Source organism: Streptomyces sp. NPDC057950, from assembly GCF_042887295.1.
GTDB classification, from domain to species: domain Bacteria; phylum Actinomycetota; class Actinomycetes; order Streptomycetales; family Streptomycetaceae; genus Streptomyces; species Streptomyces kaempferi.
In genome coordinates, this window is record NZ_JBHVPP010000012.1 from 200,111 (window position 1) to 217,643 (window position 17,533).

Here is a 17,533-nt window from a genome sequence, read left to right on the forward strand (position 1 = left end):
CGGCCCCGCGCGGCCCCCGACTGCGGCGGGGCCGGCGGTTCCGCCCCCGCGCCCGCCGCGCGGCCGAGCGCCGTCGGGGCACCGTTTCTCCCGGGGCCCCCGACGGCGGTCGCGGACCGCGTCCCGGAAGGGCAGGCCGGGACTCCGGCGAGGGCGGGCGGGCGGATTCCGGCCGACGACCGGCGCCCGGACCGGGCCGACCGCGGTGCCCGGACCGGCTGCGCACGCTGCGGCCACCGCGGTCGGCGCCCCGGGACGCGGTGCGAGCCCACGGGTCAGGACGCGGTGGAGGGTGACAGGGGCGGTGGTGGCGGGGTGGGGATGTCGATGTTCATGAACTCGGCCCAGGCCGCCCCGGTCTCGGTGGACCACAGCAGGTCGAGATCGGGATCGTGGGCGATCCAGTCTCCCGTCAGCGTGCTGTCGGGCGTGCGCAGACTGCGGTCGAGCTGGTTGAGGGCGGACCGGTTGCAGTCCTGCTGCCAGTGGACGGGTGAGTAGCCCGTCGGCAGGCACTCGTCGGGCAAGGTCATCGCGAGGGCGAGGAAACAGGCCGCGTTGTAGTGGGTCATCCACCCCGCCGACCCCTTGCGCACCGGCCCCCAGTGCTGGGAGGTCGCCCGGGGATGGGTGATGGTGCTGTGGGTGTCGGCGTCGTGGGCGGAACCCGTCGTGGTGTGGTCGTCGAAGAGCAGACGGCGGACGCCGGTACCACGCGTCGGGCGCCGGGTACGGACGAGCACCTCTGTGGCCACACGGTCGAACGCGAGGGCCACCGCGCGCTGCTGACGGTCGGCCGCCACACTCGTACGGCCGTGACGGCCGTTGAGATGGAGCTGGGTGAGGTCGTGCGCCGCCAGGGCGATACGGATCGCCCCCAGGAACGTACGGCGCTGGGACCGCCGCGCCGGCAGGGGCAGGGGCATCAGCCACGAGCCCCAGTAACGGCGCTCTCCGCTGTTGGACCGGCCGCCGGGGATGCTGTTGCGCAGCCAGCGGCGCAGCAGGGAGAGCAGGCGCAGTCGCGCGCAGATGTCCGCGAGGTGTTCCCGGGCCAGGCGCGCCATTCCCTCGAGCTGTGCCATCCGCTCGGGCGGGAGGTCGCGGCCTCGCAGGAGGGGCCGGGCCGCACGGGAATAGGCGATGGCCATGCGGTAGGCGGTCTCGATGTGTTCCGGCCACAGCTCGGTACAGCGCTGGTACGTGGCGATCGCCCGCTGGTAGTCGTCCGGATGGTGGGCGTGCATCAGCTCGATGAGCGCCGCCTCGCCGTGCCGGATGAGCAGGTTTCCCGGCGCGAACTTGACGGCCTGGCTGTAGGACCGCAGCGCTGTGCCGTAGTCGACGCCGGCGCTCGCGTCGTCCGCTCGGGCCTGTGTGTGCCGACGCTGTTCGTGGACGCCCTTGCGGTAGTGGGTGAAGGCCCGCTCGTCCTCGCCCCAGCGCTCCCAGCGCGGAACCCTGCGCAGCATCTCCGGCTGGTTGCGGACCTGCACGATGCAGTAGACGGCGACCTTCTCGACGAGCCTCTCCTCGTTCTCCTCGGCGACGACGCGGGCGGCGACGATGCGGTTCTTCGGCACCCGCAGAATGCGTACCGACACCCGGCGGACGGCATCGTGGGGTTCCAGCTCGTGGAGGTGGACGGCGTATCCGGGCGGACTGGCGAGGGCGATACGGATCAGGGACTCGACCCAGCCCTGTGCGGGCGTGGAGGTCTGGGGCCGGCTGACGGCCGTGGCGGCGGACGGGCTGCCGGGAGCGAGGATGCTGTCCGTCTGGTGCTCGGTGAGGTGGGCGGCGAGATGGGCGGTGAGGTGCGCGCTCGGCGCCGCGGTGCCGTCCTCCTCGGCGGGGTGCTCGGGCAGCAGGATGAGCGGCAGGATCCGGCCCCGGGCGCGTACGCGGTGCAGGAACGCCGACACGTTGCGTACGACCCCGAGCGCGATCAGGGCGGCCACGGCCAGGAGGAACCAGTTCGCCACCGTGCCCAGCGCACGCACCATCGCGTCGTCCACGCCCATGTCCGCCCCCCGCGGTGTTCACCGACCGTCGCGTGCCGATGTCATATCCACGTATGCACGGAATAAGCCATTCATCGGATGGTGAGATGCTTTTTTCATCGCATGGTCACCGTCCGACGTGACGTCTCCGGACCGGCTCGACGGAGCCTCAGGGGCGGGGCCAGGGACGGCCGCCCAGCCGTTCGATGTCGGTGTTGAAACGTCGGAGGCAGGCGGCGAATCCGGCGATGTCGTCGTCCGACCACGCGGACATCACGCGGTCCAGACCCTCCACTCCGCGGGCGCGCTCCTCGTCCAGCAGGCGTGCGCCCCTGTCCGTGAGGCGGAACTTGCGGGCCGTCCCGCCGCCCGGGTCGGGGACGCGGTCCACGAGGCCGGAGCGCATGGCCGCGCGGGTCTGCCTGTTGAGCGTGGAGGCGTCGAGCCCGAAGGCGTCGCTCAACTCACGGATGGACATGGGCCCCTGGACGCCGATGCGACCGAGCAGGATGTAGGCGCTGCGTTCCAGTCCGCCCTCGCCCCGGATCCGCCCGCGCCGCACGAGGGCGTGGCGGCTGAGCAGCATCTGCTCGTACTCGACGTCACGCGTGGGCCTGGCCATGCGCCCGCCACCTTCCCTTCCTCCGGTCCGACGCTTTCCCCGGTCCGACGCTTTCCTCGGTCCGCGCGCCCATCAGGACCGGCTCGCCCACCGGGTCGGGCGCGCCGCCCTCGCACGCCACACCCGCCTTCCGGCGCACGGCCCCACGGGATATGCAGCCTACATTGAATGTGCTTGATACACGTCACGTGTACGATGCATATCGACCGTCCCTCCGCATCCGGATACCGCAGACAAGTACGAGGAGCCCCTCTATGGATGCCACCCAGGCATCGAGCCGCTCGGGCGGCGTGGTCGCCACCCTGGCCTTCGCAGGCATCACGGCGGCGATCATGCAGACCCTGGTGACGCCGCTGATCGCGGAGTTGCCGCAGCTCTTGGACACCACCTCGTCGAACGCGGCCTGGGTGATCACCGCCACCCTCCTGGTGGCCGCCGTCTTCGTGCCGGTCTCCGGACGCCTGGGCGACCTCGTGGGCAAGCGCAGGATGCTCGTCGCCTGCTCGGTACCGCTGATCGCGGGCTCGGTGGTGTGCGCGCTGTCGTCCTCCGTCGTCCCCATGATCGTCGGACGTGGACTGCAAGGCATGGGCATGGGCATGGTCCCGCTCGGCATCGCCCTGCTGCGTGACGTGGTCCCCACCGAGAAGCTGAGCTCCTCCATCGCGCTGGTCAGCGCCTCCATGGGCATCGGCGGCGGCCTCGGCCTGCCCATCGCCGCGGCTGTCGCCCAGTACGCGAACTGGCGGGTGCTGTTCTGGGGCGCCGCCGTCATGGCCGGAGTGGTGGCGACCCTCGTCTGGTTCCTGATCCCGGACATCCCCGCCGCCGCCAAGGGCCAGCGCTTCGACCTGCCCGGCGCGCTCGGGCTGGGCGCCGGACTCGTCTGCCTGCTGCTCGCGGTCTCCAAGGGCGCCGACTGGGGTTGGGGATCGGCCACCACCATCGGACTGTTCGTCGCCGCCGTCGTGATCCTGCTCGGCTGGGGAGTGTGGGAGCTGCGGACCCGCGACCCCCTGGTCGACCTGCGCACCACCGCCCGACCGCGGGTCCTGCTCACCAACCTCGCCTCGGTCTTCGTCGGCTGCGCGATGTACGCCAGCATGCTGGTCCTGCCGCAGCTGCTCCAGTTCCCCGAGGCGACGGGCTACGGCCTGGGGCAGTCGATGCTCGCCGCCGGCCTGTGGATGGCGCCCGGCGGCATCATGATGATGATCGTCTCCCCGCTCGGCGGAAAGCTCACCGACGCCCGCGGACCGAAGTTCACACTGATCTCCGGCGTACTCGTCATCGCCGCCGGCTACGGCCTGGCCCTGACCCTGATGGGTACGGCCTGGGGCCTGATGCTGGTCGGCATCGTGGTCAACAGCGGCGTGGGTCTCGCCTACGGGGCGATGCCCGCCCTGATCATGAGTTCGGTGCCGCTCTCCGAGACCGCCGCCGCCAACGGTTTCAACACGCTCATGCGCTCCCTCGGCACGTCCGTCGGCGCGGCCGTGATCGGCGTCGTCCTCGCCCAGATGACCACCTCGCTGGGCGGCTACACCTTCGCCTCCGAGGACGGCTTCCGCACCAGCCTGATCATCGGCGGCGGTGTCGCGGTCGTCGCGGCGGTGATCGCGGCCGCCATCCCGGCCGTCCGCGCCGTCGCGGGCGGCGGCGACAAGGCGGACACGGCCGGCTCCCCCGGCCGGCCGATGACGGTCGAGGCCTGAGCCACCCGGGCCGGAGCGCCGGTCACGCGACGCTCCGGCACAGCGCAACGGGCCCCGGAATTCACGTACTTGGTGAACTCCGGGGCCCGTCGACGCGTCAACGCGGCAGGGCGGCACCGGGGATCGGGACGCGATGCGCGCGCCCGGACGGGGTCAGGAGGCGGTGCGCGGGCTGGGTCGGAACGGGCGGCGGCATGGTCTCGGGCGAGCCCGGCGGCCGCGCCGTGCGGAAGTGGACCGCACCGGGTCACGCCCGTGACGGGCCCACCCGGCCGGTCCCACGAGGCGCGCACCCCCGAGTCCGAAGCGCGCACGGCACCTTCCCCGCGACACACGGCACTCAGTTCCCTCGACCCAGCGCACCGAGTGCCATCGTGTCCGCGCGATGCTAGGTTCCCGTTCATGAGCGAGGGACCCCGGCGCGGTGACACCGCCGACACGACGACGGCGAAGCCCCCCATGCGGGACGCGCTGGTCGCGGCGGCTTTCCGGCTGTTCCCGGAGCGCGGCTACGAGCAGACCACGGTCGACGACATCGTGGCGCTCGCCGGGGTCGGCCGACGGTCCTTCTTCCGCTACTTCCCGTCCAAGGAGGACGTGGTCTTCCCGGACCACGAGCGCTGCCTGGCCGACATGACCGCCTTCCTCGCCGACGGCACCGACGAGGACGAGCCGGTGCGACGGGTCTGCGACGCGGCCCGGCTCGTGCTGCGCATGTACGCCGAGAACCCGACCTTCTCCGTACAGCGCTACCGCCTCACCAAGAAGGTGCCCGGCCTGCGGGCCTACGAGTTGTCGGTGGTCTGGCGCTACGAGCGTGCCCTCGCGGAGTATCTGCGCGGGCGCTTCCACGGCCGGCCCGACGGAACCCTGCGGGCCGACGTGATCGCCGCGGCCGTGGTCGCCGCGCACAACAACGCGCTGCGCTCATGGCTGCGTTCGGCCGGGCAGGGCGACGCGGACGCCGCCGTGGACCACGCGCTCGGGCACGTGCAGGCCGTGTTCGGTGATCCTTCCGCCGCCGCTCCGGCCGAGGAGCGGGAGGACGTGGTGGTGGTCATCTCCCGGCGCGGGGCGCCCATGTGGCGGGTGGTGCGGGAGATCGAGTCCACGCTCGGACGGGACTGAGCGGACCGGACGGACCGAAGGACGCCTGTCCCACGTGAGGGTACCGAGTGCCTTTACGGGTGGCACTGAGTGCCATACCCTGTGGCTCGTGCGCGGCGATCCGGGCACCTTCGACTCCGGCCGAGCGCAGGGAGATGACATCGTGCACCACCCAGGAATCGCCCTTCATCCGGGCCCGCGACCTTTGACGGACGTGCTCGACACCGAATCCGAGGGCGCCGTACCGGACACCGCCGCCCTCGGCACCGACCCCGCGTCGCACGGGACTTCGACTTCCGACGCCCTCCTCTTCCAGCGCTGCCGCTGGTGCGGCAGCGCGATGTACCAGCGTCTCCTGTGTCCGGTCTGCGCCGGCAGCGACCTGCGGACGGAGGCGAGCACCGGAACCGGTGTGGTCCGTCACGCCACCGTCATCCACCGCAACACCCCGGCGGCACGCAACGTCTCCCTCGTCGAGATGGCCGAGGGCTTCACCGTCCGGGGCAGGGTCACGGGGCCGGCCACCGACGTGCACAGCGGAGACCGGGTCCAACTCACCACCGCTCAGGACCCGGTGCGCAGCCAGCCGGTGTTCCAGCTCGTCGACGGGCCCTACCGGAGCCGGAACTGACACCCCGTACCCGGACGCCCGCCCGAACCACCGTGCGGAGCGGGTCCGTTCGGCCGCCCGCGCGAGTCAGCCGTACCTGACGTCCGAGCCACGGCGTACGGTCCCACGGCCGGTCCGGTGCGGTCCGGTGCGTGTTCATACGGCCGAGAAAGGCCAGAGGCCGTCACTTCGGACCAGGCTCGCTCCGCCGACAGAACGACGGCAGGCACCGTGGTCCGGCTCGACCGGGAGTCCGTCCGAGATCCCGGACGAGCGGCGGCAGGACCGCGAGTGCGGGCACGTCGAGCGGATCCGGTGGCGCGCACCGCACGCGTCCGCCGCAGGACCGTGTTCGAGATCTCCTGCCCTGCTCCGAGGGCCGTTCCACGCGGGACGACGGCACGGGTGCCGACGGACGGGGGACCGGCCGGTGCCGGGCCCCCGTCCGTCCCTCACTGCGTCAGGGAGATGCGGAGTCCGACCGTGCCCTCCCGGCCGCGGCGCAGCCTGCTGCCGAAGAGGGTGAGACGGCCGAAGACGCCGTACTTGCGCGCGATCAGGCCGCGGTAGCGCGCCGTCGCCGTCTGGTCCAGGATCTCCGCCGTGGCGGGAACCTGTTCACCGGTCGGGTTGCCACGTACGTCGCAGGGGCCCACGAGCACGTCCGGCCGGTTGCGGATCCGCTTCACCTTCCAGGAGTCCGCGACGGTCCAGGCACCGAGTGCGTCACCGTCCCGGACCACCCACACGGGTGTCGGGACACCCGTGCCGTTCTTCCGATAGCTCGTGATGAGAAGGAACTTGCCCGAACCGAGCGTGTCGAGCCTTGTCTCGTCCATGCCCGGAGTGTAGGCAATCGGAGCTCAGGACAGCTGTCCGTCGTAGTCGGGCAGCTTGAAGGTGCGCTCGGCGTGGCCCCCGACGAGGTCCGAGTCGTTGTTGCCGACATTGGCGATGATGCTGTAGCCCAGGGACTCGATCTGGGCCCGCTGGCCGGTCTTGTAGGCGCTGACCTGGTCGAACAGGTCGGGCAGGTCACGCGTGTAGAGGCCGGAGACCGGATAGCCGACGGACGTCAGGTTCCACTTCGTCTCGGCGGCGATGATGCCCGGACGTGCGCTGATGAAGAAGATGTCGACGCCGCGGGAGCGCGCGTAGCGGGCGAGGTCGAGCGAGGGGGCGACGGCCGGCGTCGGCAGCTGGTACCAGGGGTGGAAGTCCGTCTCCAGCGAGGTGTTGTCGATGTCGAAGACGAGGGCCAGCTTCTGCCCGGACGCGTTCGCGGTGCGCTGCTGGACGTAAGGCACCGCCTGGTCGAGCACGGCCCGGACGTCCTGCTGCCAGGTGGCGTAGTCGACGTCGGCCGCCTGCGTCGCGGCCACCGCCGTCCGCGCCGGAGCCGCGACGGCCGATCCCGCGACGGTGACCGTCCCTCCGATGCCCAGCGCGACGACCGCCGAGAGCGCGCCGATCCGGCGACCCACACCGCGTCCAGTCATACTCGTCCTCTTTTCACGTCGGAGCGGCGACGGCGCCTCGACCATCACCGTGCGACCGATGATCGTGCCTAAGGATGGACGAAAGGGGAAGACGAAATTACTGATCGGTAGAGAATTCCGTGGCCCTCGTCCGCGCCTCCGCCCTGCGGTGGCAGACCGGGACCACCCGTGTGAGCCTTGGCTCGCGGGCGGCGGACACGGTGTCGGAACACGGAGAGAGGCATCACGGATGGACGCACCGAACATCGTGATCGTCGGCGGAGGCTTCGCCGGAGTCGAGTGCGCTCGGGGCCTCGAGCGCGCGCTCGGGCCCGGCGCCGCCCGGATCACCCTGGTCAGCCCCACCGACTACCAGCTCTACCTGCCCCTGCTGCCACAGGTCGCCTCAGGGGTCGTCACCCCGCAGTCCGTCGCGCCGTCGCTGCGCCGCATCCTGCGCCGCACGGAGCTGGTGCCCGGAACGGTGGCCGGCGTCGACCCCGCGTCCAAGACCTGCGTCGTCCGCAAGATCACCGGCGAACTCGCCGACCTGGCCTACGACTACCTGGTCCTCACTCCGGGCAGCGTGACCCGCACCTTCGACATCCCCGGCCTGCTCGACGAGGCCCGCGGCATGAAGACGCTCGCCCAGGCCGTGTATCTGCGCGACCACGTGATCGCCCAACTCGACCTGGCGGCGGCCACGTCGGACGAGGCCGAACGGGCGGCGCGGTTGCAGTTCGTGGTGGTGGGCGGCGGGTACGCGGGCACCGAGACCGCGGCCTGTCTGCAACGCCTGACCACCGCCGCGTCGAAGCGCTACCACCCGCGGCTCGACCCCCGCCTCATCCAGTGGCACCTGCTCGACGTGGCCCCCAAGCTGCTGCCGGAGCTCGGCGACAGGCTCGGGGCGAGCGCATTGCGCATGCTCACCGAGCGCGGGGTGCAGATCTCGCTGAAGACCTCCGTGGCCTCGGTCACCGAGGACAAGGTGACGCTGACGGACGGCCGGGTGCTGCCGTCACGGACACTCGTGTGGACGGCCGGTGTCGCGGCGAGCCCCCTGGTCGACTCCCTGGGCGCCGAGACCGTACGCGGACGGATCCTGACCGCGCCGGACTTCACGGTGCCGGGCATGGACGGCGTGTTCGCGCTCGGCGACGCGGCCGCCGTGCCCGACCTCGCCAAGGGGGACGGCTCCTACTGCGTGCCCACCGCGCAGCACGCCGCCCGTCAGGGCCGGCACGCCGCGAAGAACCTGACGGCGCTGCTGCACGGGCGGCCGACCACGTCGTACCGGCACAAGGATCTCGGCCTGGTGGTCGATCTCGGTGGACACGACGCGGTGTCGAAGCCACTCGGCATCGACCTCAAGGGCGTGCCCGCGCAGGTCGTGGCCCGTGGGTACCACCTGTACGCGCTCCGCACGGGCGCGGCCAGGTTCCGTACGAGCGCCAACTGGCTCCTCAACGCGGTCGCGGGCGACGACTTCGTCCGCACGGGCTTCCTCGCCAGGAGCAAGGGAACCCTGCGGGACTTCGAGCACACCGAGGCGTATCTGACCCCCGAGGCGGTGGCCGCCCGCACGGGCGCGTAGCCCACGACCCTCATGCGCCGACCGGGCGGGCGGTGTCCGGCGCGGCGCGGTGCGGTGCCCGAGGGCGCTCCACCGTGCGCGCCGGCCGCCCCGCGGGGTTCCCGCAGCAGCCCTCAGTGTCCGGTGGTGCTGTCCAGGAGGGCGAGGTAACGGCGGCCGAACAGGTAGGCGTCTCCCGGCCAGCGGGCCGAGAGGTAGGGGCCGTCCTGCACGACGAACGCGTGGGTGTCGTCGGCGGCGGTGCCGCGGCGGGTGAGGGTGCGCGGGCCGCGGGAGAACTGCGCGCCCGGGTCGGCGAGGGCCGCCTTGACCTCGTCCTCGACGTAGGCCGGATAGGTGCGGTAGTAGCGGCCCAGGCGCCAGGCGGTGGTGAAGTAGGCCGTGCGTTCCATGTACTTGGGCAGGCAGGTCGTGCGCCGCCCGGCCAGGACGCTGCGGCCCGTGGCCAGGTCGCGGGAGCGGGCGAGCACGAGGACTCCGTGACAGATCGCTCCGACGGGCCGCCCCAGGGCCCAGAAGCGGGCGACCTGCCGCTGGAGCGTGGCGGAGCCGAGATACTGCCGCATCCCGGGCGCGTGTCCGCCCGGCAGGAGCAGACCGTCGAAGTCGTCGACGGCCACGTCCTCCCAGGACACGGTCGCGGTGAACTCCGGTGCCTCGGTGAGTTGTTGGTAGTAGCTCCGGGGTTCCTCCGCGGCGCCCAACTGTCCGAGGAGCACGCCCGTGAGCAGTCGCGGGTCGGCCGCCGGGCGGGTGGCCGCCCGCTCGGTGGCGAGAACGACTTCGTGCCCCGCGTCGGTGAGGATCCGCCAGGGGACGGCCACTTCGGTGACGTCGGCATCGCGGTCGGGGACCGGCATCAGCACGCGCATGCGCCCATCATGACAGGCGTGGGCAGTCTGCCCCGGGGCGGTCGCGGCCGTGGGACCCGCGCTGCATGGCGGCCGCCACGAGGCCGGCCGGGCGGCCCGCGAACTCCCGGAGTCGCCCCGGTGGACGGGGCGGGACACACGACGTGAACCGGAGACCCGGCCGGCGGTGAACGCGGTGGCACGGACGCACGTATGGGAGGAGGGCCCACGACCGGGGTCCCGGCGGTGGTGACACCGCGCCGTACGGCTTCGGGAGCCCATGCATGAGGCACGCACGACGACGGATCTTCCGGCGGGGGGCGCGATTCGCGGCCGTCGGCGGGCTCCTCTGCGGTGGGCTGATGGTGACGCACGCCATGGCGAGCGAACCGTCCGCCTCGTCGCGTGCACCGGAAAGTGCCGCGCGGCTCGCCGCGGACAAGGGCGCCGGCCTGGTTTCCCGCCTCGGCACCGCGCGTACGGCGGGCAGTTGGATCGCCGACGACGGCAGTCCCGTGGTCGCGGTGACCGACTCGGCCACGGCGGCCGAGGTGGAGAAGGCGGGTGCCCGGCCCAAGGTCGTACGGCACAGCATGCAGGACCTCAAGTCCGTGACGCAGGCGCTCAAGTCGGCGCCGCGAGTGGCCGGCACCGCCTGGGCGATGGACTACGTCGACAACGAGGTGGTGGTGCAGGCCGACAGCAGCGTCTCCGCCTCCGACTGGTCCCGGATGACGAAGCTGGCCCAAGGCATGGGGAGTTCGGTCCGCATGGAGCGCACCCAGGGCACCTTCACCACGCGGTTGAACGGAGCACAGCCGATGTTCTCGACCGGCGGGCGCTGCTCCGCCGGCTTCAACGTGACCAACGGGAAGAACGAGTTCATCCTCACGGCCGGACACTGCGGGCCGGCCGGTTCCGTCTGGTTCGCCGACAACCAGGGCACCAAACAGCTGGGACAGACGATCACCACGGCGTTCCCGGGCAATGACTTCTCGCTCATCCAGTACAACAACGGCGAGAACGACACCGGCAACAACGTCGTCGCGATCGGGAACGGCAAGGGGGTTCAGATCCTCGGGGCCGCCGACGCGACGGTCGGCCAGCGCGTCTTTCGCAGTGGCAGCACGAGCGGGCTCCACGACGGGCGGGTGAAGGGGCTCAACGCGACGGTCAACTACCCCGAGGGTACGGTGACCGGTCTGATCGAGACCGATGTGTGCGCCGAACCGGGCGACAGCGGCGGGCCGTTGTTCTCCGAGGGCATCGCGCTCGGTGTGACGTCGGGCGGCAACGGGGACTGCACCTCGGGCGGTACTACGTTCTTCCAGCCCATCACCAAGGCGATGACAGCACTCGCCGTGAAACTGACCGGGCCGGGCGCCCAGGGCCAGGGAGCGGCCGGTGCCGCCGCTCAGAACTCCCCGGCGCCCGCGACCTCGCGGGGAACCGCCGTCGCGCCGGGCTCCGTTGCTCCGGGCTCGGTCCAGGCGGTGGGGTCCGGCGCCTCGGTGCCGTTCCTCGACCGGCTGACCGACCCCCAGAACATCGGTCCGGGGCTGCTGGTCATCGCCGGCAGCATCATCGCGCTGGTCGCCACGCGGTACATCCGTACGGAACAGGACCGCAACCGCTATCGGCGGCAGTACTCGCAGAGTTGGGGCTGAGACGGGGTGGCGAAGGGGGAACGGGGCCGTGCCCGGTTCCCCGTTCGTCACCGGGGTGCGGGGCGGCGGAGCGGGTCACGCCGCCTGTGTGGGCGACGCGGGGGCGGCCTCCGCCCACTCGAGGACGAGCCGCTGGTACTCCCGCCGCTCCTCCCCGCTCAGCGTCCCACCGGCACGGAACCAAAGGGCCCGGATCTCCTCGTTGACATCGGTGGCAGAGCGCACGGAGTCGCTTTCAGGAGTGGTGGACATGCTGTGAAGCATACGGTCCCTGGGGTGAAGGCGATGTGAGTAAAGGTACACCCGGCGACATTACGGACCGTGAACCTGATCACTCATTCTTCGGCCGATCCCCGCACGAGCACCTGGATCGCCAACACGGCGGCTCCGCGCGCCCAGTCGTGGAAGTCGGACACCTTCGTCTCCAGGGCGACGGGATCGGCCAGCGGATGCCGGTGGGCGAGGACGGTCTCCTCGACGACCCGGCCCGCCACGTCGACGAGGCCCACCCCCTCTCCGGCGAGCAGGATCTTCTGGGGCATGGCGAAGTTGGCGATCTGTGCCACGAGGACACCGAGCGCGCGGGCCGCCTCGTCGACGACGCGGGTGGCCGGGGGGTCGCCCGCGGCGGCCCGCGCGAGGATCTCCTCGTACGTCGCGTCCTGCCCGGTGGCGGCCCGGACTTGGTAGCGCATGCTGGGGATGGTGAGCAGCGAGACGGCGCTGCCGCGCTCCCCCTCGGGGGTGAGGGGGCCTTGCGGGTTCACCATCCACCGGCGGCCGATGCCCCGGCCGTCCTCGGAGGAGGGCACGCGTCTGCCGCCGAGGACGAGGGCGTAGCCGATCCCGGCACCGATGGTGAGGACCGCGAAGCGGTCGAGGCCACGGCCCGCACCGAACCAGGTCTCGGCCTCGACGAGCGCGGCGACGTCGTTCTCGACGACCACGGGCAGACCGGTGCGTTCCCCGACGAGTTCGGCCAGCGGGACGTCGCTCCAGCCGAGGAAGGCGGACTCGACGACGACCGCCCGTTTCTCGACCCGCCCGCCGACACCGATGCCGATACCGGCCGGCGCCGGTAGGGCGCGCGTGAACTTCTCGGTCATCTCCCGCAGGAGGTCGGCGACTTCGGCCGGATCGTGTGTGGTGAGCGGGCGGTCGTGACGGGCCACGATGTCGCCGCGCAGGGTGGTGACGACCCCGTAGGCCCGGTCCCCGGTGATCTTGAATCCGATGAACGCGCGGGATTCGGCCACGATGTCCAGGGGCTGCGAAGGGCGGCCTTGGCGCACCTCGGGCCCCTCCCCCGACGGGGTGGCGTCGATCAGCAGACCCGACTCGATCAGGGGTTTGGTCAGCCGGGTGAGACTGCCCGCCGAGAGGTTCAGCCGGCGCGCGATCTCGCTGCGGGACAGCGGTCCGTGCACGAGGACCTCGATCGCCACCGCCCGTTCCCCCGGGCTCAGCGGCAGCCAGTTGGCGGCAGGTGTGGTCATGAGTGTAGAACTCCCCAGGATTTCCTTTTGCTCTGGAAGTAATAGCCGCACTCTAGGTCGCCCCGCCGGACATCGCACCGGCCTGTGCGCGACTCTTGACGAACAGATTCTTTCCCCCCGAAAGTAAATGGCCCGAGGACGAGTCGCAGCCGAGGGAGCCTCCCTATGACGTCCGGCACCGGGGCTGACGTCCAGGTGCCACGCCAACCACGCACCCGTGAGCGGGCCGAGCGGGACCGACCGCCGGATCAACCTGATTCCCGACCAGTGAAGGACACGCATTCATGTCGTTCTCCCTCGGCATCGTGGGCGCCGGGCAGTTCTCCGGGCAGTTCGCCAAACTGTTCCTCGCCCACCCGGGCGTCCGCGAGGTCCACGTCACCGATCTCCTGCCCGAGCGGGCCGAGCGGCTGGCCGCCGCCGAAGGACTGTCCGGCACCTTCCCCTCGTACGAGGCGATGCTGGAGTCGAAGGCCGTGGACGCGGTCGCGATCTTCACCCAGCGCTGGACACACGGCCCCCTGGTGCTGCGGGGGCTGAACGCCGGCAAGCACGTGTACTCGGCCGTGCCGATGGCGGTCTCCACGGAGGAGATCGCGGCGATCATCGACGCCGTGCGGGCCACCGGGCTGACGTACATGATGGGTGAGACCAGCCAGTACAACCCGGCGACCGTGCACGCCCGCAACCAGATCGCCGAGGGTGCCTTCGGCCGGCTGTTCTACGCGGAGGGCGACTACGTCCACGACATGGACCTCGGGTTCTACGACGCGTACCGGTACAGCGGCGGCGAGAACTGGAAGGCGACCGCCAGTTATCCCCCGCTTCTCTACCCGACGCACTCGGTGGGCGGGGTCCTCGGGGCCTGGCGGACGCACGCGGTGAGCGTGTCCGCGATCGGGGTGCGCGACGAGCGCGGGGACGGTGTCTTCGACAAGGAGGTCAGCCAGTTCGGCAACGACTTCTCCAACGCGACCGCGCTGTTCGAGGTGGCGGGCGGTGGGTCGTTCCGTACGAACGAGTTCCGGCGGGTCGGCTATCCCTCACACATCCGGGAGTCGCGTTTCCGGTTCTTCGGTACCGACGCCAGCATGGAACAGCTCGCCACGGTGAGCTTCTGGCAGGACAAGAAGGGGGTGCGGGACATCACCGAGCTGCTGGAGCCGAAGGCGACACTCGCGCCCGACGATCCGTCGCTCCGGCACATCGCGCCGGCGCTGCGGGCCGCGTTCACGTCCGGGTCCGCGCCCGTCCACGACAGGTCGCGGTTGCCCCGCGCCTTCGACCGTCTCCACAACGGCCACGAGGGCAGCCACCACTTCCTGGCGGACGACTTCGTGACCGCGGTGAACACGAGGACGCTGCCGTCGGTGAACGCGTGGGTCGCCGCCCGCTACACCCTGCCGGGCATCGTCGCCCACGATTCCGCGCGGCAGGGCGGGGTCAGGTTGGAGATCCCGGATTTCGGGGACGCCCCCGAGGCGTGAGGCCCGGTCCTCGATGAGCCGGGCACGGTCGCGTGCCCGGCTCGCGGCCGGGTCGGGTGCCCGGCTCCTGGCCCGGTCAGGTGCCCGGCTTACGGCCGTACACGAACACGTCGTCGCCGTTCTTCAGCAGCGACCAGTACTTCTTGGCGGTGGCCGGGGTCATGTTGACGCAGCCGTGCGAGCCCGGCGGATTCCACATGGAGAGGCCGACCGAGTGGAAGGCCTGGCCGCCGTCGAAGAACTGGCTGTAGGGCATCGACACGTTGTAGATGCTCGACACGTGGTCGATGTCACGCCAGTAGATCTTCTTCAGGCCGGTGCGGGTCTCGTAGCCGTCGCGCCCCGTACGGACCGGCACCGGTCCGTAGACCAGCCTGCTGCCGTCCTGGATCCAGCTGAGCTGGAGCGTGAGGTTGACGCAGGCTATGCGGCCCTTGTTGACCGGGCACTTGCCGTCCTTGTTGGGCTTGGTGCCGACGGCCTTCTGCTTGTTCATGAGGTCCATCACGCCCCAGGTGACGGATCCCGCGTACCCCGCGTTCGGGGTGATGCCGTGCTTGGTCTGGAAGGCCTTGGTCGCCTTGCAGTCGGCGGTGGACTGCCTGCCGTCGACCGGACGGCCGAGGAACTTCTCCACCTGCTTCTGGTACGGACCGGTCTGTGTCGTACAGCTCGCGGCCTGCGCGGGCGCCGTGCCCAGCGCGAGCGCCAGCGGCGCGACAAGTCCGGTGATCCCCAGCGCGACGGCTCCCCGTCTGCGTACGTCCCCCATGGCGGGCCCTTCCTTCTGCATGTCCTCGTGCGTGATTCCTTCGGTTTCCGTCTGCTAGACACACGTCGGCGCACTTGCGTTGCACGGCGGATCGGGCTGCGACGAAACAGTGACATTGACCGTAGGAATCGATCGCCCCTCCCGGTGCGGCGATGAACCTCGGGGGGCGTGGGAGCAGACCCGCTCCAGTCGTCGATGAAGTATGCCTCGGACCGTCAAGTCGAGGCGAACCGCCTCCTGTCGACGCAACGGCCGACATGAGCTAAATGTAATATTTGCACCATTTAGCCCGCTTTGCCGACACCCCCGGTACGCGAAAGGGGCGTGCCACCGACCGATGGTCGGTGGCACGCCCTCGCCGGAAGCGAGCGGACGGGTTCGCTACCGCGCCCGCCTGCCGGTGGTGTCAGCGACCGCCCAGGCCGCGACCGCCGAAGCCCTCGTGACCACGGCCCATGTGACCACCGGGGAGCTCGGTACCACGACCGATGTGACCGATGGGCAGCTCGGCACCACGGCCGATGTGACCGATGGGCAGCTCGTGACCGCGACCGATGTGACCGATGGGCAGCTCGGCACCACGGCCGACGTGTCCGATCGGCAGCTCGTGACCGCGACCGATGTGACCGATGGGCAGCCCGTGACCGCGACCGATGTGACCGATCGGCAGCTCATGGCCGCGACCGTAGTGACGGCCGGGGAACACGTGACCGTGACCGTAGTGACGACCGGGAAGCACGTGACCCCGGCCGATGGGTCCGCGACCCCAGGTCACCACGTCGATGACACGGTCACGGTCGTTGCGCAGCGTCGCGGTGTCCGCGCGGTTGTCCCAGGCGTAGCCACGGCGGTCCTGGTAGACGTCCCGGCGGGTGTCACGCCCCACTCCTGTGTGCACCCGTACCGTCTCGCGGCCTCCGAGGCGCAGGTTGAAGACGTACGCGCGGCCGTCACGGCCCGACAGCGTCCAGCCGTCCAGGTTCACGCCCGAACGCCCCGTGTTGGTGACCTCCACCCACTCCTTGTTCAACGACGCGTTGCTCCCCGAGTCCCAGCCCGGAGAGTCGTACTGCACCTCGCTGATCTGCACCTGCGTACGAAACGGGAACCGCCCCTGGTCCGCCGACGCCGGCACCGCCGCCACACCGACCACCACACCAGCAGCCACCGCGGCCGCAGCAGCACGACGAACCATCACAGACTGCGAAACAGACACGAACGCCCCCTAGAGGGAACGGGCGGACCACACATGGGGATCCGCGAGTTTGGGCCCCGGCCCGCTGGCCGAGAACCACACTCTGGCGCCCCACCTCGCCACCCGAGCCCGCCACCCGCACGGCATTACCGACCGACAACACGACCATGACCCTCGGCTGTAATATGCATCTATCTGCCCATATCGGAAAATTGACTCCATATCGCCCTGAAATAAAGGGAATCGCCCCACCAGCCACCTCCACGCCACCCCACCCCTCACCCGAAAGTGAGTAACAGCCGCCACTCCATCCACACGGCCAACTCAGCGACATCCCGAACACCCGTCCACGACACACCCGCCCCGGGACCGACGAGCCACCACCTCCCGGCGGCGGGAGCAGCACGGACTCACGTCCCGGCCCGGGTCCCCGCCCACGTCCCGGCCCGGGTCCCCGCCCACGTCCCGGCCCACGTCCCGGCCCACGTCCCGGCCCGGGTCCCCGGCGTCATCGGCCGGCTCACGCCTGGTGCGGCGGTGCCCGGAAACGCGGGTCGGTCAGCCACCCCGCGGACTGCGAGACGACTGCGGCGGCAGACGGTCAGCGGACGTAACGCTGCCGGACAGATCCGGCCGTTGTGAAGCCAGTAACCGACATGGCGGGGCGGACTACACCCCATTCCGCTGGGATGGCCCGATTCAGAGCGAACAGCACACCTGGGGCGGACATGGGCGACTTCGTTGGATCGCATTCAACTCGGGCCGCCGGTGCAGCCTTTCAGGAACCGTGCCGGTGCGGGGTCCTGCTGGACGAGGCGGCGCCCGCGGGTGCCGAGGAGCGGTTCCGAGGACTCCTGGAAGCGGCACCCGACGCCATGGTCATCGTCGACGACACCGGCACCATCCGACTCGTCAACGCACAGACCGAATCCC

General features: G+C 70.9%; 16 protein-coding genes. 7 read left to right on the forward strand and 9 right to left on the reverse strand.

All coding sequences use genetic code 11. From position 1 onward, the window contains the following. Positions 1-275 precede the first annotated feature (275 nt). Together ACFVTC_RS21355 and ACFVTC_RS21360 are read right to left on the reverse strand one after the other, a co-directional pair. The gene (locus ACFVTC_RS21355; RefSeq protein ID WP_390129201.1) at positions 276-2,024 is read right to left on the reverse strand and encodes a tetratricopeptide repeat protein; all 1,749 of its coding nucleotides are present in this window, start codon (positions 2,022-2,024) and stop codon (positions 276-278) included. Positions 2,025-2,172: 148 nt separating this feature from the next. Beyond that, complete coding sequence (locus ACFVTC_RS21360) at positions 2,173-2,625, reverse strand: MarR family winged helix-turn-helix transcriptional regulator (RefSeq protein ID WP_390129202.1); 453 nt, start codon at positions 2,623-2,625, stop codon at positions 2,173-2,175. Positions 2,626-2,879: 254 nt separating this feature from the next. Here ACFVTC_RS21360 and ACFVTC_RS21365 point away from each other — a divergent pair, with 254 nt between their 5' ends. From ACFVTC_RS21365 to ACFVTC_RS21375, 3 genes are all read left to right on the forward strand, one after another. Beyond that, on the forward strand, positions 2,880-4,340 hold the full coding sequence (locus ACFVTC_RS21365) for an MFS transporter (protein WP_390129205.1): 1,461 nt from the start codon (positions 2,880-2,882) through the stop codon (positions 4,338-4,340). A 459-nt stretch (positions 4,341-4,799) separates the two neighbouring features. Next, positions 4,800-5,468: a TetR family transcriptional regulator gene (locus tag ACFVTC_RS21370; protein ID WP_390129345.1), complete on the forward strand. Its 669-nt coding sequence runs from the start codon at positions 4,800-4,802 to the stop codon at positions 5,466-5,468. Positions 5,469-5,661: 193 nt separating this feature from the next. Beyond that, the gene (locus tag ACFVTC_RS21375; RefSeq protein WP_390129207.1) at positions 5,662-6,078 is read left to right on the forward strand and encodes a Zn-ribbon domain-containing OB-fold protein; all 417 of its coding nucleotides are present in this window, start codon (positions 5,662-5,664) and stop codon (positions 6,076-6,078) included. Between the two features lie 431 nt (positions 6,079-6,509). On the opposite strand, the gene ACFVTC_RS21380 is transcribed toward ACFVTC_RS21375, so the two are convergent. Continuing rightward, on the reverse strand, positions 6,510-6,896 hold the full coding sequence (locus ACFVTC_RS21380; protein ID WP_390129209.1) for a PPOX class F420-dependent oxidoreductase: 387 nt from the start codon (positions 6,894-6,896) through the stop codon (positions 6,510-6,512). Positions 6,897-6,920: 24 nt separating this feature from the next. Then, positions 6,921-7,556 carry an HAD family acid phosphatase gene (locus ACFVTC_RS21385; RefSeq protein ID WP_390129210.1) on the reverse strand — a complete coding sequence of 212 codons (636 nt, stop codon included), beginning with the start codon at positions 7,554-7,556 and terminating at the stop codon, positions 6,921-6,923. Between the two features lie 229 nt (positions 7,557-7,785). On the opposite strand from ACFVTC_RS21385, the gene ACFVTC_RS21390 reads away from it, so the two are divergent. Beyond that, positions 7,786-9,132, forward strand: a complete 1,347-nt coding sequence (locus tag ACFVTC_RS21390) for an NAD(P)/FAD-dependent oxidoreductase (protein WP_390129212.1) — start codon at positions 7,786-7,788, stop codon at positions 9,130-9,132. 113 nt (positions 9,133-9,245) lie between these two features. On the opposite strand, the gene ACFVTC_RS21395 is transcribed toward ACFVTC_RS21390, so the two are convergent. Next, on the reverse strand, positions 9,246-10,004 hold the full coding sequence (locus tag ACFVTC_RS21395; RefSeq protein ID WP_390129214.1) for a type 1 glutamine amidotransferase domain-containing protein: 759 nt from the start codon (positions 10,002-10,004) through the stop codon (positions 9,246-9,248). Positions 10,005-10,267: 263 nt separating this feature from the next. On the opposite strand from ACFVTC_RS21395, the gene ACFVTC_RS21400 reads away from it, so the two are divergent. Next, positions 10,268-11,650, forward strand: coding sequence for a S1 family peptidase (locus ACFVTC_RS21400; RefSeq protein WP_390129217.1), 1,383 nt, complete (start codon positions 10,268-10,270; stop codon positions 11,648-11,650). A gap of 75 nt (positions 11,651-11,725) precedes the next feature. On the opposite strand, the gene ACFVTC_RS21405 is transcribed toward ACFVTC_RS21400, so the two are convergent. Together ACFVTC_RS21405 and ACFVTC_RS21410 are read right to left on the reverse strand one after the other, a co-directional pair. After that, on the reverse strand, positions 11,726-11,914 hold the full coding sequence (locus tag ACFVTC_RS21405; protein WP_390129219.1) for a hypothetical protein: 189 nt from the start codon (positions 11,912-11,914) through the stop codon (positions 11,726-11,728). 71 nt (positions 11,915-11,985) lie between these two features. Further along, positions 11,986-13,146 carry an ROK family protein gene (locus ACFVTC_RS21410; RefSeq protein WP_390129222.1) on the reverse strand — a complete coding sequence of 387 codons (1,161 nt, stop codon included), beginning with the start codon at positions 13,144-13,146 and terminating at the stop codon, positions 11,986-11,988. Positions 13,147-13,430: 284 nt separating this feature from the next. Here ACFVTC_RS21410 and ACFVTC_RS21415 point away from each other — a divergent pair, with 284 nt between their 5' ends. Then, complete coding sequence (locus tag ACFVTC_RS21415; protein WP_390129224.1) at positions 13,431-14,633, forward strand: Gfo/Idh/MocA family protein; 1,203 nt, start codon at positions 13,431-13,433, stop codon at positions 14,631-14,633. A gap of 76 nt (positions 14,634-14,709) precedes the next feature. On the opposite strand, the gene ACFVTC_RS21420 is transcribed toward ACFVTC_RS21415, so the two are convergent. Both ACFVTC_RS21420 and ACFVTC_RS21425 read right to left on the reverse strand, forming a co-directional pair. After that, a complete protein-coding gene (locus tag ACFVTC_RS21420; RefSeq protein WP_390129348.1) occupies positions 14,710-15,405 on the reverse strand; it encodes a L,D-transpeptidase family protein in 696 nt (231 codons plus the stop codon). Positions 15,406-15,811: 406 nt separating this feature from the next. Continuing rightward, positions 15,812-16,495, reverse strand: coding sequence for a lamin tail domain-containing protein (locus ACFVTC_RS21425; RefSeq protein ID WP_390129225.1), 684 nt, complete (start codon positions 16,493-16,495; stop codon positions 15,812-15,814). 833 nt (positions 16,496-17,328) lie between these two features. On the opposite strand from ACFVTC_RS21425, the gene ACFVTC_RS21430 reads away from it, so the two are divergent. Next, the coding region (locus tag ACFVTC_RS21430; RefSeq protein ID WP_390129227.1) for a PAS domain-containing protein at positions 17,329-17,533 on the forward strand (205 nt) is incomplete at its 3' end.